This is a genomic window from Nitrospira sp. BLG_1 (assembly GCF_047338595.1).
Classification (GTDB): Bacteria; Nitrospirota; Nitrospiria; order Nitrospirales; family Nitrospiraceae; genus Nitrospira_D.
This window is the reverse complement of sequence record NZ_JBLFBO010000012.1, coordinates 49,112-73,677: the sequence shown is the minus strand read 5'-3', so window position 1 is coordinate 73,677 and position 24,566 is coordinate 49,112. Positions and strand designations below refer to the sequence as shown.

The window sequence follows — 24,566 nt, the reverse complement described above, 5'->3', positions numbered from 1 at the left end:
ATCTGTGCGCATCCCATCTCTCGTCTTGCTTGTCGCGCTACTCAGCGGTTGCGGAGGGTTGCAGGAGGTGTGGGAAGGCCCTGGCGCCAGGGTATTTCGACCTCAGACTATCGCCGTGCTGCCACCGATGGCCAGCCAGTACGACAGCGCCCGGGAAGACATTCAGGACGTGCTGGTAGGAGCACTGAATCGGCAAGGCAACATAGAGCGGGTCGTCTCGCCTGAAAATGTCACGGATATCTTTCAAGCCTCAAAGGAGGCCTTTGATTCACTGGTGTTCTACTTTTCTCGTCTAGAGATGACCGGACAATCCGATAAAGATTCGGCCGTCAAGCTCGGGAAAGCCCTGAACGTCGATGCATTCCTTGTGGTTCGCGTCAATTCCTGGGAATACGTCCGCAAGGAAGGTGATAACGTCGGTCGAGTGGGGCTCAGCCTTCGACTGATCGATGCCGCTACCGGCACGACGGTCTGGAAAGCACGCCATGAACGGTCAGACAGTTACATGTTCATCAAGCCAAGCCTCAAAGACATCGCAAAAGAGCTCGCCGGAGAAATGATCAAATACATGCCTCCGCAAACCAAAATGTAAGACTCCCCTTCGTCGGCAACCTGATTCATAAAATCTCGATCACAACAGCTTTGCGCAAAAACTCAGCACCGGCGGTGTGGTGACGAACACTGTCGCGATGCTGAAATCGCAGCTATTCCAGATCGCCAAAGCAAATGGACTGGCTTTTAAGGAGTGCGGGACTCTCACACCTCGCGACTTACATCACGTATCTTGCAGACGAACGACACTTCACGCTCCTGAAAACGTAGGGCCGGCTTTGTACGTCAATCAGCGTTCTGGGGATTCGTGACGCGACTGATTGTCGCATCCATCGTGCAAACTCACAGCATCGCCAAACTCTGACACACTATAACCGTAGTCACGACGGGCTGAATGAATGGCATTATTTCGTCTCACCCGGCAGGTCCGAGTCTTGGCCCAAAAAATTTGGCTCAGCGTCAGCTGGGCAGCAAAGCACTGCCGCCTGGGAATCTCTTTTAAGAGACGCTTGTCTCGCAGCCCTAGGCTCAGGACTCATTCTTTCAGATAGAAGATGACGGTGGCTGCGAGACAGATGGCTGAGAAAAAGGTGTGGGCACAGCGATCATACCGCATGGCAATCCGACGCCAATCCTTGATCCGCCCGAACATGATCTCGATGTTGTGGCGTTGTTTGTAGAGGGTTTTGTTGTAGCGACGCCGTGTCGTTCGGTTGTTCCGTGGCGGAATGCAGGGTGTGACGCCCTGCTTCCGGAGGGCGGCGATGAACCAATCGGCATCATAACCGCGGTCGGCGATCAGGTATGTGGCATTGGAAAGACTGGGCAGCAGGCATCTCGCGCCGGTGTCATCACTGGTGTGCCCTGCGGTCAGCAACAGGTGCACCGGCTTGCCCACATCGTCGCACACCGCATGGAGCTTCGAATTCAGGCCCCCTTTCGTGCGGCCAATACAGCGAGAGCCTGCCCCTTTTTGAGCAGGCTGGCCGCCGTGCGATGGGCCTTCAGATGAGTCGCATCGATCATCAAGCCGTCTCTGGGCCCGGGCTGCCGCGCCAACTCGCGAAAGATCTTGTTGAAGATCCCGGCCCGGCTCCAGCGCACAAACCGGTTGTAGAGCGTCTTGTACGGCCCATACGCCTTTGGAGCATCCTTCCATTGAAGACCGTACCGGATCACAGAGATGATCCCGCTGATCACCCGCCGATCATCCACGCGCGGGATACCGTGCGGGACAGGGAGATAGGGCTTGATCCGGTTCAACTGCTGCGTGGTTAACAGAAACACGTCACTCATGGCCACCTCCGACCTGAGTGAAGCACAGCTGATTGGCGGAGGGAACCCTAAACTTAATGAGTCCTGAGCCTAGTGCTGGTGTTCAACAAACCGCTCACTTCTGCGTAACACCTGATCGCGAACCTCCTCACATGGTGCCCCTTGGCCAAATTTCATCTGCCATAAACACCTGGCACACAATGTGGAGGCAAGACGTGAAGTGAGATCTTGCTCTGTGTGACGAAGTATCAGCTTAGGTCTGAGAGCATCACCAGGTAGGTTATTAGGCTGGCACCATTGCAGCTTTCAACGATCGCACAAAATCGGCGACATGTCCGACCATGCCGGGGTCTTGTTGATGCGCCGCAATTTGTTTCACGATGGCGCTGCCGACAATCACCCCATCCGCCATCTTGGATACGCGCGCGGCGTCTTCCGGCGTTGCGACGCCAAACCCCACTGCGACTGGAGACGCAGACACCTTCCTGAGTTTATCGATATTCTGTTGGATGTCTGTCGCATTACTGAGTTTGGCTCCGGTAATACCGGTCAGCGAGACATAGTAAACAAAGCCGTGCGACTCTTTCGCCACCAGTTTCCGCCGATCGGTCGTGCTGGTCGGCGCGAGCAAGAAGATCAACGAGAGCCCTGCCGCATCGGCCGGAGCCTTGAGCGGCCCGGCTTCGTCTGGTGGCATATCGGGCACGATCAATCCATCCACCCCAGCTGCCTTCGCCGCCTTGCAAAACCCTTCACAGCCCATGGCATGGATGGAGTTGTAGTACAGCATGAGGATGATCGGGATTTGCGTGCGCTGCCGAAGGGAGGTGACCGATGCGAGGATCTGCCGAAGCGATGTGCCGTTCTTCAAGGCCCGTTCAGCAGCCTGCTGAATGACTGGCCCATCGGCAATGGGATCTGAAAACGGTACACCCAGTTCGATGATATCGGCGCCGGCCTGCTCAAGGGCGACGACGAGTTGCTCGGTCTCAGCCAGTCCGGGGTCCCCGGCCATGAGATAGGCAATGAGGGCCTTCTCCTTGTTCTGACGAAGGCGTGCAAACGTGCTGTCCAACCGTCCACTCATAGCGTGACCCCTCGCATTCTGGCCACTTGTTGGACGTCTTTGTCCCCACGGCCCGATAGATTCGCAATAATGAGCTGTGACTTTTTCAGCGTCGGCGCCAGCTTGACCACATGAGCGATCGCATGGGCGCTCTCCAACGCAGGAACAATCCCTTCTTCACGGGCCAGCAGATCAAACGCCGCCATGGCCTCACTATCCGTGGCGTAGGTGTACTCGATACGACCCAGATCATGATAGAGGCTATGCTCTGGTCCGACTGCGGCATAGTCCAGGCCCGCCGAAACGGAATGGGTTAAATTGATCTGTCCATTGTCATCTTGAAGCAGATAGGTCATCGTGCCCTGTAAGACGCCCGGCTTTCCGCCAGAGAATCGCGCCGCATGTTTTCCACTGGTGATTCCAGTTCCCCCGGCCTCGACCCCAACCATCTTGACCTTGGGGTCCTTTAGAAAGGCATGGAACAGCCCGATCGAATTGCTGCCGCCTCCGACACAGGCCACGAGATAGTTCGGCAACTTACCCTCCGCCGCCAGAATCTGCTTCCGCGCTTCCCGTCCGATAATCGCCTGAAAATCTCTGATCATCATGGGATAGGGATGGGCCCCCAGCACCGAGCCGAGGATGTAATGGGTGGTGCGCACATTCGTCGTCCAATCGCGCATCGCTTCGCTGATGGCATCTTTCAACGTGCGGCTTCCGGCATCCACACCGGTCACCTTGGCCCCCAACAGCCGCATGCGGAAGACGTTCAAGGCCTGCCGTTCCATATCTTCCGTGCCCATGTAGATTTCGCACTCGAGTCCGAACATGGCCGCAGCCGTCGCCGTGGCCACACCATGTTGCCCCGCCCCGGTCTCAGCAATCACGCGAGGCTTCTTCATGCGAACGGCCAGCAAGGCTTGTCCGATCGCATTATTGATCTTATGGGCGCCCGTATGGCACAGGTCTTCCCGCTTGAGATAAATCTTGGCGCCGCCCAATTTCTTGGTCAGCCGATCGGCACGATAGAGGCTGGTGGGACGCCCGACATATTGCTTGAGGTAATAGGCCAGGTCTGCCTGGAAGCGACGGTCTTTCTTGACCTTCGCATACTCCTCTTCGAGCTCCAGCAGAGCCGGCATGAGGGTTTCAGGCACATACCGTCCGCCATAGGGTCCAAAGCGGCCACGATTATCGGGAAGGGTCGGCATGTAATTACATCCTCCTGGCTGAATAACGTTTCGGACGGTGAAGTATAGTGGCGGAGATCAGGCTGGCACAAGTCTAGCGGCGTTAATAAACGCTTTGACCTTCTCGTGGTCCTTTTTCCCAGGGCTCAACTCCACCCCGCTACTGACATCGACCCCATAGGGACGCACACGGGTGATGGCCTCTGCTACATTCACTGGAGTGAGCCCCCCTGCTAGAACGACCGGCATCGACTGAGCGACTTCCCGTGCCAAGGTCCAATCCACGGTTTGGCCGGTTCCGCCATAGGCTTGATCGGAAAAGGCATCGATCAGAAACCCTCGTACGTTGGCCCGGCCTTGAAATTCTGCCAGAGCCAGAAAGGTCCCCCGGTCTTGGAGGCGAAGGGCTTTCATCACAGGACGTCCAAGGTCCTGACAATACAGTGCGGTTTCATCTCCATGCAGCTGGGCCAAGGCCAGGCCACACTCATCCATCAATGTCCGTACCCGATCTGGCTCTTCATTCACAAAGACACCAACAGGCAACACAAACGGGGGAAGCCCGGCCACAATACTTTTCACGACCGCCGCCTCGACGAAACGAGGACTCTTCCGGTACATGATAAAACCCAAGGCATCCGTACCGGCTGCCACCGCCACCTTTGCGTCGTCCTCATTGGTGATGCCGCAGATCTTAATCTTCACCATCAACCGCATCACCTATCCTGAATGGCCACTACTTGCCGTGGTTCCAAGTAATTCACGAACCTTGTCCGCTGTGTTCTCGGCTCGGATGAGGGACTCGCCGATCAACATGGCGTGAATACCGGCCTCGTTCAATTTCACCACGTCATCCCGCTTATGAATCCCGCTTTCACTGATGATCAATTTGTCAGACGGAATCCGCTTTGCCAGACGAAACGTGATATTGAGGTCTGTCGTGAAGGTTCTGAGATCCCGATTGTTGATTCCGATCATTCGCGCATTAGGAATCCATTCCAAGACCGTATCCAACTCTCGCTCATGGTGCGTCTCGAACAAACTATCCATCCCCAGTTCTGTCGCCAAGGCGTGAAAGTCGATCAACTGTCGCTTCTCCAATGCCGCCACGATCAGCAAAATCGCATCAGCACCATGGGCCCGCGCCTCATAAAATTGGATATCGCCAACCATGAATTCTTTATTGAGGGCTGGAATCGGGAATGTTTGTTTGATTTCTTTCAGATACCGGAGGTCGCCCTGGAAAAAATCCTTGTCGGTCAGGACCGAAACGGCCGATGCGCCTTGTTCTTTATAGATGCGTGCCAGTCCCAGATAATCAAACTTCTCCGCGAACTCTTCTCGCAAGAGGCCGAGACTCGGAGAGGCCTTCTTGACCTCGGCGATGAGCGAAGGACTGGCCGGAGGTTTCGTCGCATCGAGTGTGACCGCAAAGCCAAGCGTGGGAGGTGCATCACGGATCGCTGCTTTCAGATCAGCCAGATAGGCCCGGCTTTGCTTATGCCGCAATTCCGCTTTTTTGTGTTCCAGAATGCGATCGAGAATCATCGCGTACTCATGCCCTCGTCGTGTAAGCAATCAGTCGATCCAGCTTTTCCGCTGCAGCCCCTGAGTCGATCGTTTGTTGAGCCATACGGAAGCCTTCCTTCAGTGTTTTCGCTTTCTGGCCAGCAACCATGGCAGGCGCGGCGTTCAAACAAACGATGTCCCGTTTGGAACTTTTCCGACCCTGCAAAATTTCTTTTACGATTCGCGCATTGTCCTCCGGCGAACCCCCTGCAACCTCTTTTCTGGGAACACGAGGCAACTCGAATTCTTCCGGCGAGATAAAGTAGCTCGAGACGACTCCGCTCTTGCCCTCGGAGACTTTCGTCCGATCAGACAACGTGATTTCGTCCAGTCCATCCATCCCATGAATCACAAAGCAATGTTGCGATCCCAGCTCGAGCAAGACCCGTCCGAGGATTTCCGTCTTCTGTGCCTCATACACCCCAAGCACTTGATGCGTGGCTCCGGCCGGATTCGTGAGCGGCCCGAGCACATTCAAGATCGTTCGGATACCCATCTCCTGCCTTGGCCCGGCACAATGTTTCATCGCACTGTGGTAGTGCGGAGCAAATAAAAACCCGATGCCGACTTCATCGATACAGTCGGCGACCCGCTCCCGCTCCAACTCGATCTTTACGCCGAGGGCGCTCAACACATCGGCGCTTCCGCTTCTGGAAGATACGGAACGATTGCCGTGCTTGGCAACAGTAATGCCGGCCCCCGCCACGACGAATGCGGCAGTCGTCGAGATATTGAATGTATTCGCTCCATCTCCACCGGTCCCACAGGTATCTACGACGATGGACGCTCCGACACTGATGCGAACGGCCCGTGATCGCATCGCTCTGGCCGAGCCGACGATCTCATCGACCGTTTCACCTTTCTGCCTGAGCCCCATCAAGTAGGCGGCAATCTGCGCCGAAGTGGCCGACCCATCCATGACCTCGCACAGAACCGTTTCAGCTTCCTGTGCGGAAAGATCGATTCGGTCGGCCAACTTGGCGAGTGCGTCTTTGATCATTGGTCACACAGCAGAAGAAGCGGCTAGAGTTTCAGGAAGTTATTGAGCAGATCTTTCCCGACTCTGGTCAGGATCGATTCCGGATGGAACTGCACGCCTTCGACGCCCAGCGTCTTATGCCGAAGTCCCATGATTTCACCCTCGGCAGTTTCGGCTGAGATCTCACAACAGTCCGGCAAATTCGTCCGATTGACGATCAGCGAATGGTACCGCGTGGCTTCAAACGGGTTGGGCAACGAACGAAAGATGGTCTTGCCGTCATGCTGAACCGGTGACGTCTTCCCGTGCATCAGCCGCGACGCACGGATCACTTCCCCCCCATAGGCGACCGCCATCGACTGATGCCCCAAACAGACACCAAGAATGGGAACCTTCCCCCCGAATTGCCGGATCGCCTCGACAGAAATCCCCGCTTCCTTAGGCGTGCAGGGTCCGGGAGAAATCACCAGACGGTCCGGGTGTAACTCTTCGATCTGATCCACGGTAATCTTGTCGTTTCGGTACACGTGGACGTCCTCGCCCAATTCTCCGAGATACTGGACAAGGTTGTAGGTGAAGGAGTCGTAGTTATCGATGACAAGTAACATAACAAAAAATGGATGATGGTAAATGGTTCATGACGGAAACGAGTACCTTCTAGTGCCTCTTCACCACATTAACCATGAGACATGAACCATTCCCTATTCCAGCCCCTGCTCTGCCAATTCGATGGCTTTCATCATGGCACGGGCCTTGTTACAGGTTTCTTCATACTCATAGACCGGATTGGAATCAGCCACGATACCGGCACCGGCTTGAATGAATGCCCTATGACGTGAGACCACGACGGTGCGAATATTGATGCACATGTCCATGTTTCCAGAAAAACTGATGTAGCCGACCGCTCCGGCATAGGGACCACGTTTGGTCGGTTCAAGTTCCTCGATGATTTCCATCGCCCGAATCTTCGGTGCTCCGGACACCGTGCCGGCAGGGAAGCAGGCCTTGAGCACATCGTAGACGGTCTTGTCCTTGCTCAATTTTCCCGTGACATTCGACACGATGTGCATGACATGGGAGTACCGCTCGACATTCATCAACGATTCGACTCTGACCGATCCCCGTTCAGCGACACGGCCGATATCGTTCCGCCCCAAGTCCACCAGCATGATGTGTTCGGCCCGCTCCTTCGCGTCCGCCAACAGCCGCCGCTCGAGTTCCGCATCTTCTTCCGGCGTCACTCCACGTCGCCTGGTCCCCGCAATCGGACGCACGGATGCGAGGCCGTCTTCACACCGCACGAGAATTTCCGGGGACGATCCGACCAGTTCCACTCCCGCGATACGCAGGTAGTACATGTACGGGGACGGATTCACCACGCGAAGCGCGCGATAAAGCTGAAACGGCGGCGCCTGCAAATTCGTTTCCCATCGCTGTGAGAGCACACACTGAAAGATGTCGCCCGCCTTAATGTATTCCTGCGCGCGCGCGACCATTTTCTCAAAATCCGCTTTGTTCATATTGGAGGTAAAGCGGAGCGGAGACCGCCGGTGCTTAGGTTGGACTCGGCGAAGCGGGCGACGAATTCTCGCGATCATCTTTTCAATGCGGGTTGTCGCATCTCGATAGGCTGCACGAATGTCTCGGTCCGATTCGGACTTAACCTGCGCGTTGGCCACGACTTTGATTTTCTGCGACACGTTATCGAAGATCAGCAACGTCTCGGTCAGAAGAAAAGCGAACTGCGGAAGATGGAGATCGTCTTTTCGTCGAGAAGGAAGGTCCTCAAACGTCTTGACGATATCATAGCCGAGATACCCCACGGCGCCACCGACGAAGCGAGGCAACTCCGGCACCGTCACGGGGCGATAGACCTCAAGAATTTCCCGCAGACGGTCTAAGGGAGCACCTCGGCTGGGAATGCGACGAACACGACCGCCCTTCTTGACACATAAGTCGCCCCGGTCTTCGTAGATGACAAGCGGGGATCCGCTGCCGAGAAACGAGTAGCGCGCCCATTTCTCCCCTCCCTGAATGCTTTCCAACAAATAGGCCGAGGGGCCATGGTCGATCTTGGCAAAAGCCGATACGGGAGTATCCTGGTCAGCCAGGATTTCGCGAAAGAGGGGAATGAGATTGCCCTGCTTCGCGTAGGAACGAAACTCATCCAGGCTGAGCGAATAGGTCACCGATCGCACCTCGTCTCCCTACTCGCTTCCCACCATGAGTTTTTGCCCGACTTCGATAATATCATCAGGCAACTTGTTCATCTTCTTTATCTTCTCCATATCGAGACCATACCGCCGGCTAATACCGAAGAGCGTCTCCCCAGGTTTGACGACATGGACGGCTTGGCCGAGCTTCGGCATGGCATTTGTTGCACCTTGAGACAGAGAGTTTTTGGCGTCGCCTCCAGCTGATTCTGTCGCGACGACTTTTGCCGGTTCCTTGAACGGTTCAATTTTTTTCGGCTTTCCCGCAGCGGAAGGGCTTTTCCGCTGCATATCTTCGATCGCTTTTCGTTCGAGCACCGTCGCTTCCCTGATCGCCTCAGTCTCCTCCTGGAGACGGGCCATCTGTTCACGCGCCATCTGTACCTGCGTCGACAATTCCCGGTTTCTCGACTCAAACTCGGCCAGCTCCACCTTTGTCCGTTTGACTTCACTGTCCAATTCAGCCGTACGCTTTTCCTCCTGGGCCAGGAGTCGCTGAAAGTTAAGGCTCCTCGCCTTTTCAGCATTGAACTTTTCTTCCAATACTACACACCCATTCATCACCGTCCCCCCGAATAATAGGATTCCGAAAAGAGCGGTCTTCCCCATTTGTGCACAAATTGGCTGCTCATCCCTCCGCATACACCCTCCTTTTACCCGGCCGTCACCGATCCCCGAGGACGAAGAGACGCTTAGAATAGTGGGCACTGGTGCGAAAGTCAAAGAGAGCAATCCAGTCCACTTTGACCGTTTCGCTGGCCTGTGCTACGGTCAGGTCCGGCTTTCCGCATAGGCCGTCCTCATGTTGCGTTACGACCAGCAGAACATCCTCACCTCGATCCCAACGGCCTCGGAGCGCTGAGCACAATGATGCAACAGGATTCTCTCTTTCACGACATACCTCCCTGTTCTCCGAATCGTCAGGCTGATGTAGATCGGCTGGCCGCACTCAAGAACCAAATCCGACATCACGACTATCTGTACTATGTGAAAGACTGCCCCGAGATTTCCGATGGGGAATATGATCGCCTGTTTCGCGAACTGCTCGATCTCGAGCTGAAATATCCGGACCTGATCACTCCCGATTCTCCAACCCAGCGTGTTGGGGCCGCTCCCTTGGATGAACTTGGGAAGGTCCCACATGAACGGCCCATGTTGAGTCTCGACTCCTTGATGGATTCTGCGGAGGTCTTGTCCTTCGACCAGCGGATGAAACGAGAGCTTGAAACCGAGCAGATCGAATACACCGTCGAGCCGAAATTCGACGGACTCTCAGTCGAACTCGTCTATGACCACGGCATCTTTGTTCGTGGGGCGACTCGTGGTGACGGTACGACTGGCGAGGATGTCACGATTAACCTCCGCACAATTCGGGCCCTGCCGCTACAGCTGCAGACCGACAGCTACCCGGATCATCTCGTCATGCGAGGCGAAGTGTACATGCGCCTCTCCGACTTCCACGCGCTCAACCGCCGCATGACGGAACAGGGAGACGACGCCTTTGCCAACCCACGGAACGCCGCGGCCGGTTCCCTCCGCCAGCTCGATTCGCACATGACGGCCTCTCGGCCCTTGGTTGTGACCTGTTATGAGGTGATGGCAATGACCGGCGCTCATCCTCCAACACATTGGGACGAACTGGAACGGTTAGCCGAGTGGGGACTCCCCGTCCCCTCTCTACGCCGACGGTGCGAAACAATCGACCAGGTCTTGGCCTTTCACCGGGAAACTCAGGAGCAACGCGACCATCTCCCCTACGAGATCGATGGGGTCGTGGTGAAGGTCAACCGTGTGGACTGGCAGAACCGGCTGGGCATGAAATCCAGAAGCCCTCGATGGGCCGTTGCGTTCAAGTTTCCTCCGCGAAAAGAAATCACGGAGATCCAGGATATCGCCATCTCCGTCGGACGCACTGGAACATTGACCCCTCTCGCCCTCTTGATACCCGTGGAGGTAGGGGGGGTGACCATCAGTCGCGCAACTCTGCACAACGCCGATGAGGTGGCCCGAAAAGATATCCGGGTCGGTGATACGGTGCGGGTTGAGCGTGCTGGAGACGTCATCCCAGCAATCGCCGAACGAATCCCTATCTCCGGTCAAGTCAGACCAGAACCCTTTCTGATGCCGCAACACTGCCCGATATGCGGTTCAGCTGTGGCGAGAGAAGGGGCATATTACTACTGCACGGGGCAAGCCGCCTGCCCCGCACAGCTCAAAGGTGCCATTGAACATTTCGCATCAAAAACAGCCCTTAACATCGATGGCCTCGGCAAGAAGACCATCGCGCAACTCGTCGATCACGGACTCGTGAAGGACCTGTCTGATCTCTACCGGCTCAATCAGCAGCAACTCCTGACGCTTGAAGGCTTCGCCGAACGATCGTCGACGCTTCTCCTTGAATCCATTGCCAATAGTAAGACTGTGCCGCTTGAGCGCTTCTTGCTGGGGTTGGGAATCCGCCAGATCGGTCAGCATATCGCCAAGGTGCTCGCCCGTGAGTTCGGTTCGCTTGAGGCTGTCATGGCAGCGGACCGGAATCGGTTTCAGACCATCCGAGAGGTCGGGCCTGAAATTTCAGAAAGCCTGGTATCCTACTTTCAGGAACAGTCCAACCGTCGGGTCATCGCTCAACTGCAGGAATTGGGCGTCTCTATCATAGAACCACGTCTTCCGCAGAGCCACACCCCGCTCCCCTTTTCAGGGAAAAGCTTCGTCTTCACGGGAGGGCTGTCGAGTTTCTCAAGAGATGAGGCCAGGGCGTTGGTTGAACGACTGGGTGCACTGGTCTCATCCAGCGTCAGCAAGAAAACAACCTATGTTGTGGCTGGCTCCGACGCGGGCTCCAAACTTGAACAGGCCCGCAAATTGGCCGTCCAGATCCTGGACGAAGAGGGATTCAAGAATTTAATCAATTCGTCCGAAACGCTGTAGGATTACACAGAAGCTTCGACCGGCACCGCCACCTTCTCATCCTTGAAAATAGTGACGCTCCGTATCGAACGAGGATCGGCTTCGTGGACGACCAACCGGCAGTTCTCGATGCGGAGTTCTTCGCCCGCCTTGGGGATTCGACCGAGATTTTCTTGGATCAATCCTCCGATCGTCAGGGCCTCATCCCCACCCAGCTCGACCTTGAGAAAGTCATTCACTTTTCGCACTTCAGTCCGCCCATGAACTAAGATCTGGCTCTTTCCGATACGCTTAATGAGTTCTTCCGTGATGTCCGTTTCGTCGACGATCTCGCCGACTACCTCCTCAAGGAGATCCTCGAGGGTCACAAGCCCCATGACACCGCCGAACTCGTTTACGACAACACCCATATGTCGTTTTTCTTGCTGAAACTGTTTCATCAAATCGTCCGCTGTCTTCCCGGCTGGAACAAACAGTGGGGGATGCGCAATATCCCGCAACCGTAAATCCGTTCGCCCTTTGGCCAGTTCCGTCAGCGCCTTGGTCTTATAGAGGATACCCGTGATGTTATCGAGCGTATCGTCATAGAGAGGAATACGGGAGTATTTCGAGTTGTAGAGCTGCTCCTGTGCCTCCTTGAGACAAAGATTTCCGTCCAAAGCAAACACATAGATGCGCGGGGTCATCGCGTCTTCGGCTGTAATATCCTTCAGCTGGAACACGTTCTTGATCATCTTGACTTCTTCAGATTCGATCTCGCCCGCTTTCCCACCCTGGTCGAGCATGATCTTGAGTTCTTCCTCCGTCACCAGGGGATGGGTGAGTCCTTTTCCGCCTGTCAAACTGTAGATCAGCGGTACCATCAAGAACAGGAGCGGCCGCAGCATCACCTGAACCCCATAGATCGGGTAGGCCAGATTCAGGGTCACAGGCACAGAAAACTTCGCGGCCAACGTCTTCGGAACCACATCCACGCAGACCAACAGAACGAAGGTCAGGATCCCGACCATGACGGCGATGGCTTCCTCCAAAATGGTCTTCTCACCATACGCATTCAGCGTGATAAACGTGGCAAACATCGGAATCGCCGTGCTTACCAAACGATCTCCCACAAGAATGGCCGAAAAGAGTCTCTGAGGGTCACTTCGGAGCTGAAGAGCTTTCTCCGCTCGTTTGCTGCCAGTCTGAGCCAACGCTCTCAGCTTGGTCTCGTTGACCGAAAAGAAGCCGATCTCGGCAGTGGAAATAATAGCGGATAACCCAATCAACCCTAGAAGGATGAGGATGTCCATGTAATCATCTATTTAGGGACGTTGGACCAGTGCGGCTGGCCTGATGAGAAGCCGAGTGTCTCCAAGAGGATACCTCTTAGTCCACCCATCAGAAGATCGTGCGATTAGGATAATGGGACCAGTTAGAATAGGGTTCACAGCCGATACATCTATCACAGGGATCACAAGCAGGCAAGCAATTCAGGAATTCATACTGAAAAATCAATTAGTTCTAAACAGACCATCGGTTAACGACGGCCTGATCTCGCCATCTTCCACTGTTGTCGTTCAACATCTACCCATCATCTCGTATCACGAAGGATTGGAGATGAAACATTCGATCAAGACTCGTTGAGGCCTTGTGAGCTTCGGACTCGACCAAGAACCGGCCGATCTGGACTCGGTACCGACGCCCCTCAGGAAGCTCTGTGCGGACAATCCGCCCATCGGTAAAGTCGCGCTGGATCCGTGTAAATAGAGCCTGTGCATTGTGGAGATCTGCAAAGGAGCCGGCTTGAACCCTGAGGACTCCCATACCTTCTGGCCGAGGATCATAGCGCACGACTCGAAGCTCAACCTGATCGGTTCCGTTGCCGGTCATCCCAAGAGCTTGAGCACCGGCCAACGAAAGGTCCAAGATTCTCCCCTTGGCAAAGGGTCCTCGATCATTGATTCTGACCGTGACATGCCGCCCCGAAGGTAATGAATGAACCACTGCGACAGATCCCAAGGGCAACGTCCGATGAGCAGCCGTCAACCCATACATGTCGTACCGCTCCCCATTGGCGGTCTTCTTCCCGTGAAAACCTGGGCCATACCACGAGGCCATCCCTCGCTCGACAAACCCAACCGGATAATTGGGCAAGCGATCGACATGACGAAGGGGTGCCGCACAACCTTGAGACAGGACCGCACCGAGCCCAAAGGCAATGATTAGGAACGACGCAGGGTCCGTGAGCGGCCTTAGCCGCATGGGCTAAAACTCGTCGAGCGATTGGTTGCGGAGAATCGTGAGGGCTTTTTCAGTTTTGGAAACGGTCAGGACCACGATGGCCCGCTTCCCCTCCCTTGAGGGCGTACAGTAGCCGCACTTAATATTGATCCGGCTCCTCGTAAGCGTGTCCGCCACCTTTCTCAAGGCTCCAGGCTTGTTCTCAAGGCTCAAGACCAAAGCCGTTTCCTCGCGGAATTTGATCTTTGCCGCCCGTAAGGCAGCACGTGCCCCATCGAGGTCAGCCACGAGCAACCGCAACTTGCCTGTGCCCATGACCTCCGGAGCAGAAAATGCCTTGATATTCACTCCCGCTGCACCAAGCACTGCCGTCACTCCGGCAAGTGTGCCAGGTTTACTCTGTCCGCTGATGACGAGCTGCGTTGTAGTCGGCATATCGGTACTCCCCGTAACTAGCTGCTATCACAGCCTTCTTCGTCTTGTTGAACGAGTCGCCTGTAATGGAGTCCAGGCCCCGTGATGATTCACCTGAGTTCGCCACGGCGACAGGGTGTGACAGGACTTTCCAACCCTGGTTAGCCTGATCACGCGTCTTTTGCTTCCAACACGAGTCCGTAGAACACGTCGTTTTCGATGCCCGACACAGGATGAAGGCCGCTTACTTTGCATCGTGGCACACCCCTTACGAACATCCGCTCGTCGAACCGCAACTCACACATTTGAGACACGTGCCGTTCCGAACCATCGTGAACTGTTTGCATTCAGGACAAGGATCCCCTTCATATCCTTTCACCTTGGCATCCTTGGCGTTTTGAACTTCCGTCAACGTCAGCGTTTCCCGCATGATTTCCACTTGCCGGGCAACGCTGTGTCCGTTTCCGTGGCTATGGCCATTCCCCTTTCCGCCGTTCCGACGGATCGGAAGATGCTCTGTGACAACGGAAGACTTGGCCAATGCATTCAGATCGGCTTCCTCGTCGAAGCATTCAGGATCCATGTCGTCTTTCTTCATTGAATCCATGCGCAGATCGTCTTCTTTGACCTGGGCAAGGTCATATCGATCAAGATACGTGACGGCCAATTCACGGAAGATGTAATCGATAATCGACGTCGACATCTTGATCCGATCGTTCAGTTTCACCGGCCCGTTGGGTTCAAACCTGGTGAAAACGAAAGCCTCCACGAACTCTTCGAGCGGCACACCATGCTGAAGCCCAAGGGAAATGGCAATGGCGAAGCAGTTCATCAGACTCCTAAACGCCGCTCCCTCCTTATGCATGTCCAAAAATATTTCCCCGACCGTCCCATCCTCGTATTCGCCGGTTCGGAGATAAAGTTTGTGCCCCCCGACAATGGCTTTTTGCGTGTACCCATTCCGCCGACTCGGGAGTGGACGCCGCTTGGCCAGATATCGGACGAGCACGCGCTCAGTCACTTTTTCAGCCATTTCCAAGACACCAGGCACAGCCTCCAACGCCTTCCCGCTATCAGACGACGCGCTCAATGGCTGACTGAGCTTGGACCCGTCGCGATAAAGCGCTACCGCCTTCACCATGCTCTTCCAGGCAAGGAAATACGATGCCTTGACGTCTTCGACCGTGGCCTCGGACGGCATATTGATGGTCTTGCTGATCGCACCGCTGATGAAGGGCTGTGCCGCGGCCATCATGCGAATGTGGGCGTCAACGGCGATGGAACGTTGCCCTATACGACCACATCGATTCGCGCAGTCGAAGACCGCCAGATGCTCGGCCTTCACGTGCGGTGCGCCTTCGACCGTCATCGTCCCGCAACAGAAATCGTTCGCGGCAGCGACTTCTTCCTGCGTAAAACCGAGAGCCTTCAACATATTGAAGTTCTTCTCGTTCAGCTGCACCTCGGTCAGACCAAGTTGCTCGATGCAGAAGGCCTCCCCAAACGTATATTTATTGAACGCGAATTGAATCTCGAACGCTTGCGACAAGCTGCGCTCCAGACGATCGAGCGCCGTGTCGTCGAAACCTTTCAGCCGAAGCGTGTCGTGGTTGATGAAGGGGGCGCCTTTGAGGGTCTGGGCCCCAACACAATAATGGACGATGTCCCGTACCTGTTGATCCGTATACCCGAGATTGGCCAAGGCGAGTGGAATACTTTGGTTGATGATCTTGAAGTACCCGCCACCGGCTAACTTTTTGAATTTCACCAATGCAAAATCCGGTTCAATCCCGGTGGTATCACAATCCATGACCAACCCGATCGTCCCGGTCGGAGCGATCACCGTCACCTGAGCATTGCGATACCCATACGCAGTCCCGAGTTCAAGCGCATGGTCCCAAGCCCTCCGGGCAGCCAGGAGCAATTCTGGGGGGCAATGTTCAGGACGGACTCCTGCGGGAGCAATGGTCAACCGTTCATATTCCTCGGGAGACGCCTGATAGGCCGCCCGTCGATGGTTACGAATGACGCGCAACATGTGTTCCCGATTTTTTGCGTAGCCGGGGAAAGGCGACAGTTCCGCCGCCATTTCCGCCGATGCACTGTACGCTTCCCCCGTCATGATTGACGTGATGGCACCGCAGATGGCTAACGCCTTGGGCGAGTCGTAGGGGATACCTTGGCGCATGAGCACCGTCCCCAGATTCGCATACCCCAACCCCAGCGTCCGGAACTGATAGCTTTTCTCGGCGATCGACTGGCTCGGGAAAGACGCCATCAAGACGCTGATCTCCAGCGCGATCGTCCACAGCCGAACGGCATGCCGGAACTCTTCGAGTTCGAACTGCCCATCGGCGCCGTAGAACTTCGTCAGATTGAGCGACGCGAGGTTACAGGCCGTGTCATCCAAGAACATGTATTCGGAACAGGGATTGGAGGCGTTGATTCGGCCATCCTCAGGACAGGTGTGCCATTCATTGATAGTGGTATCGTACTGCGTCCCCGGATCAGCACAGGTCCAGGCCGCCCACGCAATTCGATCCCACAACTCTCTGGCCTTGATGGTCTTGCAGACTTTGCCGTTGGTGCGCCGTTTCAGTTCCCAGTCCGCATCGGCTTCGAGCGCGGCAAAAAACTCGTTGGGAATCCTGACGCTGTTGTTCGAATTCTGGCCGGAGACTGTTTGATAGGCCTTCCCGTCCCAATTGGTATCGTATTCGTGAAAGACAAAATGCGTGAACCCCTGCTGCGCATAGGAGAACATCCGTTGGATATAGGCCTCCGGCACCATCTCTCGGCGGGCTGACGCCAACGCCTCGCGCAAAGCGGAATTCGTCTTCCGATCGAGGTCCAGCCGGAGCGCACCATTCCCGTCGACGGTATGACAGGCCTTCAAGACGGCATTGAGGCGCTGCGCGCAGATCTTCGACCCCGTCACCATCGCCGCCACTTTTTGTTCCTCGATGACTTTCCAATCGATGAATTCTTCGATGTCAGGATGGTCTAAATCCAAACAGACCATTTTGGCCGCTCGACGCGTCGTCCCACCGGATTTGATGGCTCCTGCCGCTCGATCACCGATTTTCAGGAAAGACATAAGCCCGGAAGATCGCCCTCCGCCGGACAGACCTTCGCCATCACCGCGCAGTCTCGAGAAGTTCGTCCCGGTTCCGGAACCATACTTGAACAATCGCGCCTCTCGAACCCACAGATCCATGATGCCGTTTTCATTCACCAGATCATCCTCGATCGATTGAATGAAACAGGCATGCGGCTGCGGATGTTCGAACGCATTCGTCGCCTTCACCACCTCCTGCGTCTTCGGATCGACGTAATAGTGCCCCTGAGCCGGTCCCGATAATCCGTAGGCATAGTGCAGGCCGGTATTGAACCACTGGGGGGAGTTCGGTGCAGCCATTTGGTGCGCCAGCATGTAGCACATCTCATCATGAAAGGACTCTGCGTCTTCCGGTGTCTTGAAATATCCATAGGCCCTGCCCCAATGGGTCCAGCACCCGGCCATGCGCTCAAAGACCTGCCTAGCATCCCGCTCGCCGCCCAACACCGGCTGGCCGTCGGCATCAGCCAGCGGCTGGCCACTCTGATCGCACTGCGGAACGCCGGCTTTCCGGAAGTACTTTTGCGCCAAAATGTCGATGGCTAGCTGAGACCAGGGCTCAGGGATATCGATATGCTCAAGCTTGAAGACAGTTGAGCCGTCGGGGTTTCGAATCTCGGACGACCGTTTGACGAACGCCAATCCCTCATATGGACTCACGCCGCGGCGGGTAAATTTGCGATCAATTCTCACAGTAGTCCTCCAGGGGGAAAAGGATTAGGGTCCATGGGTTGGTTCGAAGCCTTCATAACCGGTATGGGGTACTCACTCATCGCACGCGACACCTACATATAGCTAGCATGTTTTTTTGTCAACACCAAGTATTGTGGATGTTTGGGAAATGAGGGGACAGGCTGTGAATAGTCGAGACGTGAACGGCAGTGCTTATTTCAGTGACATAGTAGCGAGGTTATCCACAGAAAATCTCATCCAAATGAGACCTCCGCAGATGACCCCAGCCATTTTTTCTTTTAGAAGGCCATTCGGCCGATCTTCAGAGTGGCTTCCTCGACACCTTGAAGAGGGATGAATCGGCCGCCGATCCCCAGCACCACGACGTTCGTCCCTGCCACCCGTGCCTCATACAGACTCATCATTCCCCAATTCTGTCGCGCCGTATTCGGACGAACCACCGACTCCAGCAGCTTCTTACTCTGCGTTCGAAACACCTGCCGAATAAACTGTTGCTCCCGAGACGATGTACCCTGGTCCATTCGGTCTATCGCTTTCCCCAATTCCAGTTCAACGAAGTGCAAATAGTCATCCATCGTCGGGTTTGACCAAGCCAAACCGACCAAGAAGATCAGCGCAAGGACGATCACGCTCAAGCGAAGGAGACTCATGATGCTCTACAGTTTGACAAACAATTGTCGGGCCAATTAGCTTAGCCCAAATTGAGTGCACAGGGTCTTATTGAGTCTGGAGGGAACGATGTTTGTCTGGAGCAAGAAACTCGTTGGAGTCCTGTTAGGCATCTTCGTACTGTTATTAGGGATTTTCCTCTTCCAAGGTGTGTCTGAGACCACCAGCGCCCTCAAGACTCATACGACTCAATGGATCATCTTGAACTATGCCTGCCTGCTGGTCTGGCTCTTCGTCTGGATGATCGACCAAGGGCGCGTCCGCGGCAAGAACGTCTGGCTCTGGCTCGTGCCCTTCATCCTGGCTCCACTGCCCACGCTCCTAATCTTCGTGCTCTTTCTACAGCGACGACTATCGTAGCAATGCAGCGTTCCTTGGCAATTTAGCCTGGCTCTACTTTTCTTTCTTCTGGTAGAGAATGGTTAAATTTTCGGCAAACGGTGGTGTAATGATTTTCTGTCTCCAAGTCTTATCAAACGATGTGAGCTCATGACTGATGCAATCGACTAATAATCCAAACCCATCTAATTCTTCATGTAAAGAATAGGTTTGACTGCGCTCATTTTTGGTAACGGTAATGTCCCAGCAAACCAGATCTTCCGTGACAAGATCACGCTTATAGGCCAGAATTTGATTTATTTCACTCCAAAGAACACGGATCGCTGGCTCACCTTTTTGAAGAATCGAAAAACCTTCTCGATTTACATTTAGACTCACTTTGGGAGACGATTTTTCAGCACGAACTGGAGTCATTCTCAGAACCCTTTACTCATCTGCTCAAGCAATCCTAGCTCTGCTTGATGCGAAAGCATTGGCCGCAGACAGTGTTCCAACGGGCGATATCAAAGCAGTAGGTTACGGAATACGTACCGACTAAACTGAGCCGAGCTGATGCAGTCCACTAACACTCGTCCCTCTGTTTACTTGGAAACAGGCAAAGTAGCTGGTTCCATCACAGCAGTCTGTGACGCCGTTTTCTGCTCCGGCTCGATGGAACGACGGATTCGCCACACAGCCCAGAGGCCTGGTAACGCCGCCACCGCTGTTAAAGCATAAAATTGCGTCCATCCTACAACTTCAACGAGATCTGCTGAAGGACGACCGACAAACACACGGCCCAACGCTTCAAGTGAGGACAGGAGCGCAAATTGTGTTGCTGTGTAGCGGGCATCGCAGAGCGACATGACTAAGGCTACAAATGCAGCCGTGCCCATGCCCCCTGTCACATTCTCGATCACGATCGCAGCCGTCAGCGCACCGGCATGTTTCCCCATCAAGGCCAACACGACAAAGCCCAGGTTCGATACAGCCTGCAAAACGCCGAAGATGAGCAACGACCGGACAAGTCCCGACCTTGTCATCAAGAGTCCGCCGATAAAGGCTCCTATCAATGTGGCAAAGATCCCAAGCCCCTTAGCAGCGCCGACCTCGGTCGCAGAAAATCCCAACCCTCCAATCAGAAAGGCCGTCTGCAGTGCAGAGGCAAAGGCATCCCCAAGTTTGTAGAGGACGATCACAGCCAAGAACCCCAGTGCCGTAGGCCTTGAAAAGAACTCCGCCAACGGAGCACCGACGGCCTCCTTCAGACTCTTAGGAGCAGCGGCCACCAACGTCGGATCAGGACTGAGTAAAACAACACCCACCCCAACGACCATGATGGCGGCCATCACCAGGTACGTCATCTGCCACCCGACATAATCGGCAAGCGCCAGTGCCCCGGCTCCGGAGGCCAAGAGGGCGACTCGATAGCCATTCACCCAGACGGCTGCACCCAACCCACGCTCGTGAGGCTGGAGCGTGTCCGTTCGATAGGCGTCGAAAACAATGTCCAACGAGGCCGCAAGGAATGCGACAAGCACGGCATAGGCCGCCAGCCATCCTGGGTGAAGCTTGGGATTGGTCAGGGCCATAAGCCCAAGCGCCACGGCCACACAGAGCTGCGTCAGAACCATCCAGCCGCGACGCCGCCCCAACCAGGGTGGTACCACACGATCCATCACCGGTGCCCAGAGAAACTTGAGCGTATAGGGAAGTCCGACCAAGGTGAAAATCCCGATGGTCTTGAGATCAACGCCCTCGACCGTCAACCAGGCTTGGAGAGTCCCCGATGTGAGCGCGAGCGGAAGACCGGATAGAAACCCCAAGGGCAGCATCACGATGAGGCGCTTATTCAGTAATGCGGCAAAACTGGACGAGTGGTGGGTCACAGAAACGCACCCATATAAGAGCAGATAGAATTAGACGGGTCTATGAGCAGCAAATAGGCCTCAGTGGAACGCAGGATATCATCGCCTCCCGATGCAGCTCAGCAGAATCACAAAACAAGCTGGGCTGGCTTCATCGGCCAGCGTAGGAACGACGGCACCTCGTTGTTCGTATTTCGTATCTCCCTAGCGAACGACGCTTCACGAGATACGCTTCACACGCTTGAAAGCGAGGCGAGAACGAGGCTGAAAGGCGTTTCAGCATCCTGCTAACAGGGTTGTCCATTAAACAAGCAGGGTTTGTATCGAGACAGATCGAATTCAGTGTTTTCTTGATAGACCCGTTCATTGCCGTTGACTCCGTCCTCCTCAGGATCACTCCACATCGTGTGGTTCCACCAATAGAACAAGGGCTGGACTTCCGTCTGATACACGGGATTGCCGTAGCTGCTGCGCGAATACTCCTGAACCAGTCGGCCAGTCACATAATCAATCTCCCCATTGCCTTTCAGGGAATAGAGGAGAATGAACAGACGGGCTTCATGGTCGTAGAGCTCATCAACACGAGAGTTGAGATCAGGCTCAACCGGAAGGGTATCTTTCCCCCACCCTACGGAGGGGAAACCAGCTAGAAGCCACAGAGAAACCGATAGAATGGCAAGCACCTGCATCATCCGTCACACCAAGACTCGACGACGTTGTTCCCTCCATGCAGCCACCAGATGGCGATGGAATGAGCGGTGTCGATGGCGAAGCAACCTTGCTGGATGACGCACGCCCCCCCTATAATGCCACCACTATGGGAACAACCCGTGCCTCTCTACATACGCTCGGCTGCCGGCTGAATCAAGCCGAAACCTCGATCCTTGGAGAGGGACTCAGGCGAAAGGGGTTTGAGCTCGTCGAGTTCGGCCAACCCACCGATGTGCTGATCCTCAATACCTGTTCCGTGACGGAGGACGCTGAACGCACTTCGCGCTACCTGATCCGTAAAACACTGAAACACTCTCCCCATGCCTTCATTGCCGTAACCGGCTGTTACGCGCAAACAGGGATGGAAACCCTCACCCACCAAACCGGGATCGATCTCATTGTCGGTCAGCAGTTCAAACTGGACCTGCCGGCATACCTTCCTCCCCCTCATGAATTGCAAAAACGGCCGACTGCGGAGGTTCACCACACTAAGACGATCTCGCGAGAAGACTTTGATCTGCCCTACTTCGCCGAGCCCGACTCAACTCGGGCCTTACTCAAGATACAGGACGGCTGCAGCGCCATGTGCAGCTTCTGCATCATTCCGTTCGCACGGGGACATGAGCGTAGCCGGAAGCTTGACGATATTCTCGGCGAGGTCCGGAGTCTGACGGACGGAGGCTATAAGGAGATTGTGCTGACCGGAGTGAACATCGGCCAATACAGGCAGCAGGGCGTTGACTTCTTCACGATGCTTCGCCGCCTCGATGATATCTCGGATCTTGAACGCATTCGCATTTCGTCGATCGAACCCACGACCGTCACCGACGAATTGCTCGACCTCCTAGCCTCATCCAAAAAGTTCTGTCCCTATCTGCACATTCCTCTGCAAAGCGGGGATGACCAGATCTTACAGGCCATGAACCGCCGCCATACGATCAAGGAGTATAGTGCATTAATTGACAGAGCATTCGCCAAGATTCCCGACCTCGGCCTTGGAACAGATCTGATGGTAGGATTCCCGGGAGAGACGGATAAGGCGTTTCAAAACACCCTCGCGGTCGCGATGGACCTTCCGTTTTCGTATATCCATGCCTTTCCCTACTCCATCAGGCCTGGCACGGCAGCCGCCCGTCTCAAACCGCAGGTCTCGTCGCCATCGATAAAGAAACGTACCGATCTGTTGCTGGAACTGGATCGTGCCAAGCGGCTGGCTTTTCACAATAAGCAAATTGGAAAGACAGTGGCGGTCCTGTTCGAAGCCGGAACCCGCAGCGCCTATCGATTCGGCACCACTCCTAACTTTACGAGAGTGGCGGTGACAGACTCTGCCGATCTTCAGAATCAGATCATGCCTGTGACGATTACCGCTGCGACAGACCGCTACGGATTCGGCCATATCGCCTCGGCCCAAACAATGAACTCGACCCCGGCACTGCTATGAGTGTAAAAACCCTTCCTCTTGTCCATATCGAAACGTTCGGATGTCAAATGAACGAATCCGACAGCGAACTCGTTCGTGCGATGCTGAAACAGGAGGGGTTTGTCTTCACTGAGGACCGTGAACGGGCCGATGTGGTCTTAGTCAACACCTGCGCAATCAGGGAGAATGCTCACAAAAAGATCTATCTCCATCTTTCCGAGCTCAAGGCAGTAAAAAAGCAACGCCCGCTGGTGGTCGGTGTGCTTGGTTGCATGGCTCAGAATCTCAAAAGCGAGCTGGCTGACAAGGAGCCTCTCATCGATGTCTTGGCTGGACCGGATTCGTACCGACAACTTCCCTCGTTGTTGACGACGGCACTGGACGCCCAAGAACAAGGACTCGCGCGGAAGAGGTTTGCGCTCGATCTTTCGGAGTATGAGACGTATGAAGGGATCCTCCCGGACCGCAATGACGGGGTCAATGCTTGGATCACCGTCATGCGAGGCTGCGACAATTTTTGCTCCTTCTGTGTCGTCCCCTATACCAGGGGACGTGAACGGTCCCGCGACCCTGAATCTATCCTGCTCGAAGCTCGTGATGCTGCAAGCCGCGGGTTCAAGCAGATCACGTTGCTTGGCCAGAATGTGAATTCCTACCGTCATGAAGAATGGGACTTTGCCAGGCTCATCAGCGCCGTCGCAGACCAGCCCGGTATTGAACGAGTCCGGTTTACTTCTCCACACCCTAAAGACTTTCCTCCGGCACTGATCGAGGCCATCGCCACACATCCAAGGATCTGCAAGCACATTCATCTGCCGCTTCAGGCGGGAAGCGATCGGATTCTTGAGCTGATGGGGCGAACCTACACGGGAGCCGAATATCTGGCATTGGTTGAGCGCATTCGGATGACGATCCCTTGTATTGTCCTGACCACGGACATCATCTGTGGGTTCTGTTCCGAATCTGATGAAGACTTCCAGGCTACCGTTCGCCTGCTGGAACAGGCCCAGCTCGACTCAGCCTATATTTTCAAATACTCGGAACGGAAAAACACGATTGCCGCACGAAAGTATGCCGACGATGTGCCGGATCAGCTGAAGGGCCAGCGGGTAACCAGGTTGGTCGAGATTCAACGTGCCATTACGGCGGAGCGCAACCGGCGCTACATCGGAAAGACCATAGAAGTCTTGGTCGAAGGCGATGCAACCAGATCCTCAACGCAGGGTATGGGAAAAACCGACGGAAACATCACGGTCGTTTGGGACAAACACACCGGCCACGCTGAGCCGGGCACATTTCTGACGAAACACATCGTTGACGCCTCTGCTGCAACGTTGTATGGCGCATAACGTCTAGCGGCGACCAACGGGACGAC

Annotated in this window: 22 protein-coding genes; 5 read left to right on the top strand and 17 right to left on the bottom strand. The window is 55.0% G+C overall.

What is annotated here, in order from left to right:
- Positions 1 to 4: 4 nt before the first annotated feature.
- Positions 5 to 592, top strand: coding sequence for a hypothetical protein (locus ACMTNU_RS11890; protein WP_413935476.1), 588 nt, complete (start codon positions 5 to 7; stop codon positions 590 to 592).
- Positions 593 to 1,087: 495 nt separating this feature from the next.
- Here ACMTNU_RS11890 and ACMTNU_RS11885 read toward each other — a convergent pair.
- The 9 genes from ACMTNU_RS11885 to ACMTNU_RS11845 form a co-directional block, all read right to left on the bottom strand.
- Positions 1,088 to 1,848, bottom strand: a protein-coding gene (locus ACMTNU_RS11885; protein ID WP_413933253.1) for an IS5 family transposase whose coding sequence is annotated in 2 segments (ribosomal slippage) — positions 1,088 to 1,518 and positions 1,518 to 1,848 — 762 coding nt in all. Because the reading frame shifts where the segments join, the coding sequence is not laid out codon by codon here.
- 262 nt (positions 1,849 to 2,110) lie between these two features.
- A complete protein-coding gene (gene trpA / locus ACMTNU_RS11880; protein ID WP_413935475.1) occupies positions 2,111 to 2,914 on the bottom strand; it encodes a tryptophan synthase subunit alpha in 804 nt (267 codons plus the stop codon).
- On the bottom strand, positions 2,911 to 4,104 hold the full coding sequence (trpB, locus tag ACMTNU_RS11875; RefSeq protein WP_413935474.1) for a tryptophan synthase subunit beta: 1,194 nt from the start codon (positions 4,102 to 4,104) through the stop codon (positions 2,911 to 2,913). Before trpB ends, trpA begins: the two co-directional genes overlap by 4 nt.
- 57 nt (positions 4,105 to 4,161) lie before the next feature.
- Positions 4,162 to 4,791, bottom strand: coding sequence for a phosphoribosylanthranilate isomerase (locus ACMTNU_RS11870; protein ID WP_413935473.1), 630 nt, complete (start codon positions 4,789 to 4,791; stop codon positions 4,162 to 4,164).
- Between the two features lie 12 nt (positions 4,792 to 4,803).
- Positions 4,804 to 5,631, bottom strand: coding sequence for an indole-3-glycerol phosphate synthase TrpC (gene trpC / locus ACMTNU_RS11865; protein ID WP_413935472.1), 828 nt, complete (start codon positions 5,629 to 5,631; stop codon positions 4,804 to 4,806).
- A 7-nt stretch (positions 5,632 to 5,638) separates the two neighbouring features.
- Positions 5,639 to 6,652, bottom strand: coding sequence for an anthranilate phosphoribosyltransferase (gene trpD, locus ACMTNU_RS11860; RefSeq protein ID WP_413935471.1), 1,014 nt, complete (start codon positions 6,650 to 6,652; stop codon positions 5,639 to 5,641).
- Between the two features lie 23 nt (positions 6,653 to 6,675).
- Positions 6,676 to 7,239, bottom strand: a complete 564-nt coding sequence (gene pabA / locus ACMTNU_RS11855; RefSeq protein WP_413935470.1) for an aminodeoxychorismate/anthranilate synthase component II — start codon at positions 7,237 to 7,239, stop codon at positions 6,676 to 6,678.
- Between the two features lie 93 nt (positions 7,240 to 7,332).
- Positions 7,333 to 8,829 (bottom strand): anthranilate synthase component I, encoded by a 1,497-nt coding sequence (trpE, locus tag ACMTNU_RS11850; RefSeq protein WP_413935469.1) that lies wholly within the window; start codon positions 8,827 to 8,829, stop codon positions 7,333 to 7,335.
- A gap of 9 nt (positions 8,830 to 8,838) precedes the next feature.
- A complete protein-coding gene (locus ACMTNU_RS11845) occupies positions 8,839 to 9,486 on the bottom strand; it encodes a LysM peptidoglycan-binding domain-containing protein (protein ID WP_413935468.1) in 648 nt (215 codons plus the stop codon).
- Positions 9,487 to 9,714: 228 nt separating this feature from the next.
- Here ACMTNU_RS11845 and ligA point away from each other — a divergent pair, with 228 nt between their 5' ends.
- The gene (ligA, locus tag ACMTNU_RS11840; RefSeq protein WP_413935487.1) at positions 9,715 to 11,775 is read left to right on the top strand and encodes an NAD-dependent DNA ligase LigA; all 2,061 of its coding nucleotides are present in this window, start codon (positions 9,715 to 9,717) and stop codon (positions 11,773 to 11,775) included.
- Positions 11,776 to 11,777: 2 nt separating this feature from the next.
- Here ligA and ACMTNU_RS11835 read toward each other — a convergent pair whose 3' ends face one another.
- The 5 genes from ACMTNU_RS11835 to ACMTNU_RS11815 form a co-directional block, all read right to left on the bottom strand.
- Positions 11,778 to 13,046: a hemolysin family protein gene (locus ACMTNU_RS11835; protein ID WP_413935467.1), complete on the bottom strand. Its 1,269-nt coding sequence runs from the start codon at positions 13,044 to 13,046 to the stop codon at positions 11,778 to 11,780.
- 274 nt (positions 13,047 to 13,320) lie between these two features.
- Positions 13,321 to 13,998: a septal ring lytic transglycosylase RlpA family protein gene (locus ACMTNU_RS11830; protein ID WP_413935466.1), complete on the bottom strand. Its 678-nt coding sequence runs from the start codon at positions 13,996 to 13,998 to the stop codon at positions 13,321 to 13,323.
- Positions 13,999 to 14,001: 3 nt separating this feature from the next.
- Positions 14,002 to 14,412: a hypothetical protein gene (locus tag ACMTNU_RS11825; protein ID WP_413935465.1), complete on the bottom strand. Its 411-nt coding sequence runs from the start codon at positions 14,410 to 14,412 to the stop codon at positions 14,002 to 14,004.
- Between the two features lie 247 nt (positions 14,413 to 14,659).
- Positions 14,660 to 18,202: a vitamin B12-dependent ribonucleotide reductase gene (locus ACMTNU_RS11820; protein WP_413935464.1), complete on the bottom strand. Its 3,543-nt coding sequence runs from the start codon at positions 18,200 to 18,202 to the stop codon at positions 14,660 to 14,662.
- A 278-nt stretch (positions 18,203 to 18,480) separates the two neighbouring features.
- On the bottom strand, positions 18,481 to 18,852 hold the full coding sequence (locus tag ACMTNU_RS11815) for a DUF4359 domain-containing protein (protein WP_413935463.1): 372 nt from the start codon (positions 18,850 to 18,852) through the stop codon (positions 18,481 to 18,483).
- A gap of 88 nt (positions 18,853 to 18,940) precedes the next feature.
- Here ACMTNU_RS11815 and ACMTNU_RS11810 point away from each other — a divergent pair, with 88 nt between their 5' ends.
- Complete coding sequence (locus ACMTNU_RS11810) at positions 18,941 to 19,231, top strand: hypothetical protein (RefSeq protein WP_413935462.1); 291 nt, start codon at positions 18,941 to 18,943, stop codon at positions 19,229 to 19,231.
- A gap of 33 nt (positions 19,232 to 19,264) precedes the next feature.
- Here ACMTNU_RS11810 and ACMTNU_RS11805 read toward each other — a convergent pair whose 3' ends face one another.
- From ACMTNU_RS11805 to ACMTNU_RS11795, 3 genes are all read right to left on the bottom strand, one after another.
- Positions 19,265 to 19,624 (bottom strand): hypothetical protein, encoded by a 360-nt coding sequence (locus tag ACMTNU_RS11805; RefSeq protein WP_413935461.1) that lies wholly within the window; start codon positions 19,622 to 19,624, stop codon positions 19,265 to 19,267.
- Between the two features lie 167 nt (positions 19,625 to 19,791).
- The gene (locus ACMTNU_RS11800; RefSeq protein ID WP_413935460.1) at positions 19,792 to 21,078 is read right to left on the bottom strand and encodes an AmpG family muropeptide MFS transporter; all 1,287 of its coding nucleotides are present in this window, start codon (positions 21,076 to 21,078) and stop codon (positions 19,792 to 19,794) included.
- A 266-nt stretch (positions 21,079 to 21,344) separates the two neighbouring features.
- Positions 21,345 to 21,749: a hypothetical protein gene (locus tag ACMTNU_RS11795; protein ID WP_413935459.1), complete on the bottom strand. Its 405-nt coding sequence runs from the start codon at positions 21,747 to 21,749 to the stop codon at positions 21,345 to 21,347.
- Between the two features lie 35 nt (positions 21,750 to 21,784).
- On the opposite strand from ACMTNU_RS11795, the gene mtaB reads away from it, so the two are divergent.
- Together mtaB and miaB are read left to right on the top strand one after the other, a co-directional pair.
- Positions 21,785 to 23,212, top strand: coding sequence for a tRNA (N(6)-L-threonylcarbamoyladenosine(37)-C(2))-methylthiotransferase MtaB (gene mtaB / locus ACMTNU_RS11790; RefSeq protein WP_413935458.1), 1,428 nt, complete (start codon positions 21,785 to 21,787; stop codon positions 23,210 to 23,212).
- The gene (miaB, locus tag ACMTNU_RS11785; protein WP_413935457.1) at positions 23,209 to 24,540 is read left to right on the top strand and encodes a tRNA (N6-isopentenyl adenosine(37)-C2)-methylthiotransferase MiaB; all 1,332 of its coding nucleotides are present in this window, start codon (positions 23,209 to 23,211) and stop codon (positions 24,538 to 24,540) included. Before mtaB ends, miaB begins: the two co-directional genes overlap by 4 nt.
- Positions 24,541 to 24,566 lie beyond the last annotated feature (26 nt).

Bases quoted from the DNA above. Each gene is read 5' to 3' on its own strand.
- trpA (WP_413935475.1), bottom strand. From the start codon at position 2,914: ATGAGTGGACGGTTGGACAGCACGTTTGCACGCCTTCGTCAGAACAAG.
- trpB (WP_413935474.1), bottom strand. From the start codon at position 4,104: ATGCCGACCCTTCCCGATAATCGTGGCCGCTTTGGACCCTATGGCGGA.
- ACMTNU_RS11870 (WP_413935473.1), bottom strand. From the start codon at position 4,791: ATGGTGAAGATTAAGATCTGCGGCATCACCAATGAGGACGACGCAAAG.
- trpC (WP_413935472.1), bottom strand. From the start codon at position 5,631: ATGATTCTCGATCGCATTCTGGAACACAAAAAAGCGGAATTGCGGCAT.
- trpD (WP_413935471.1), bottom strand. From the start codon at position 6,652: ATGATCAAAGACGCACTCGCCAAGTTGGCCGACCGAATCGATCTTTCC.
- pabA (WP_413935470.1), bottom strand. From the start codon at position 7,239: ATGTTACTTGTCATCGATAACTACGACTCCTTCACCTACAACCTTGTC.
- ACMTNU_RS11845 (WP_413935468.1), bottom strand. From the start codon at position 9,486: ATGCGGAGGGATGAGCAGCCAATTTGTGCACAAATGGGGAAGACCGCT.
- ligA (WP_413935487.1), top strand. From the start codon at position 9,715: ATGCAACAGGATTCTCTCTTTCACGACATACCTCCCTGTTCTCCGAAT.
- ACMTNU_RS11835 (WP_413935467.1), bottom strand. From the start codon at position 13,046: ATGGACATCCTCATCCTTCTAGGGTTGATTGGGTTATCCGCTATTATT.
- ACMTNU_RS11830 (WP_413935466.1), bottom strand. From the start codon at position 13,998: ATGCGGCTAAGGCCGCTCACGGACCCTGCGTCGTTCCTAATCATTGCC.
- ACMTNU_RS11825 (WP_413935465.1), bottom strand. From the start codon at position 14,412: ATGCCGACTACAACGCAGCTCGTCATCAGCGGACAGAGTAAACCTGGC.
- ACMTNU_RS11815 (WP_413935463.1), bottom strand. From the start codon at position 18,852: ATGAGTCTCCTTCGCTTGAGCGTGATCGTCCTTGCGCTGATCTTCTTG.
- ACMTNU_RS11810 (WP_413935462.1), top strand. From the start codon at position 18,941: ATGTTTGTCTGGAGCAAGAAACTCGTTGGAGTCCTGTTAGGCATCTTC.
- ACMTNU_RS11805 (WP_413935461.1), bottom strand. From the start codon at position 19,624: ATGACTCCAGTTCGTGCTGAAAAATCGTCTCCCAAAGTGAGTCTAAAT.
- ACMTNU_RS11795 (WP_413935459.1), bottom strand. From the start codon at position 21,749: ATGATGCAGGTGCTTGCCATTCTATCGGTTTCTCTGTGGCTTCTAGCT.
- mtaB (WP_413935458.1), top strand. From the start codon at position 21,785: ATGCAGCCACCAGATGGCGATGGAATGAGCGGTGTCGATGGCGAAGCA.
- miaB (WP_413935457.1), top strand. From the start codon at position 23,209: ATGAGTGTAAAAACCCTTCCTCTTGTCCATATCGAAACGTTCGGATGT.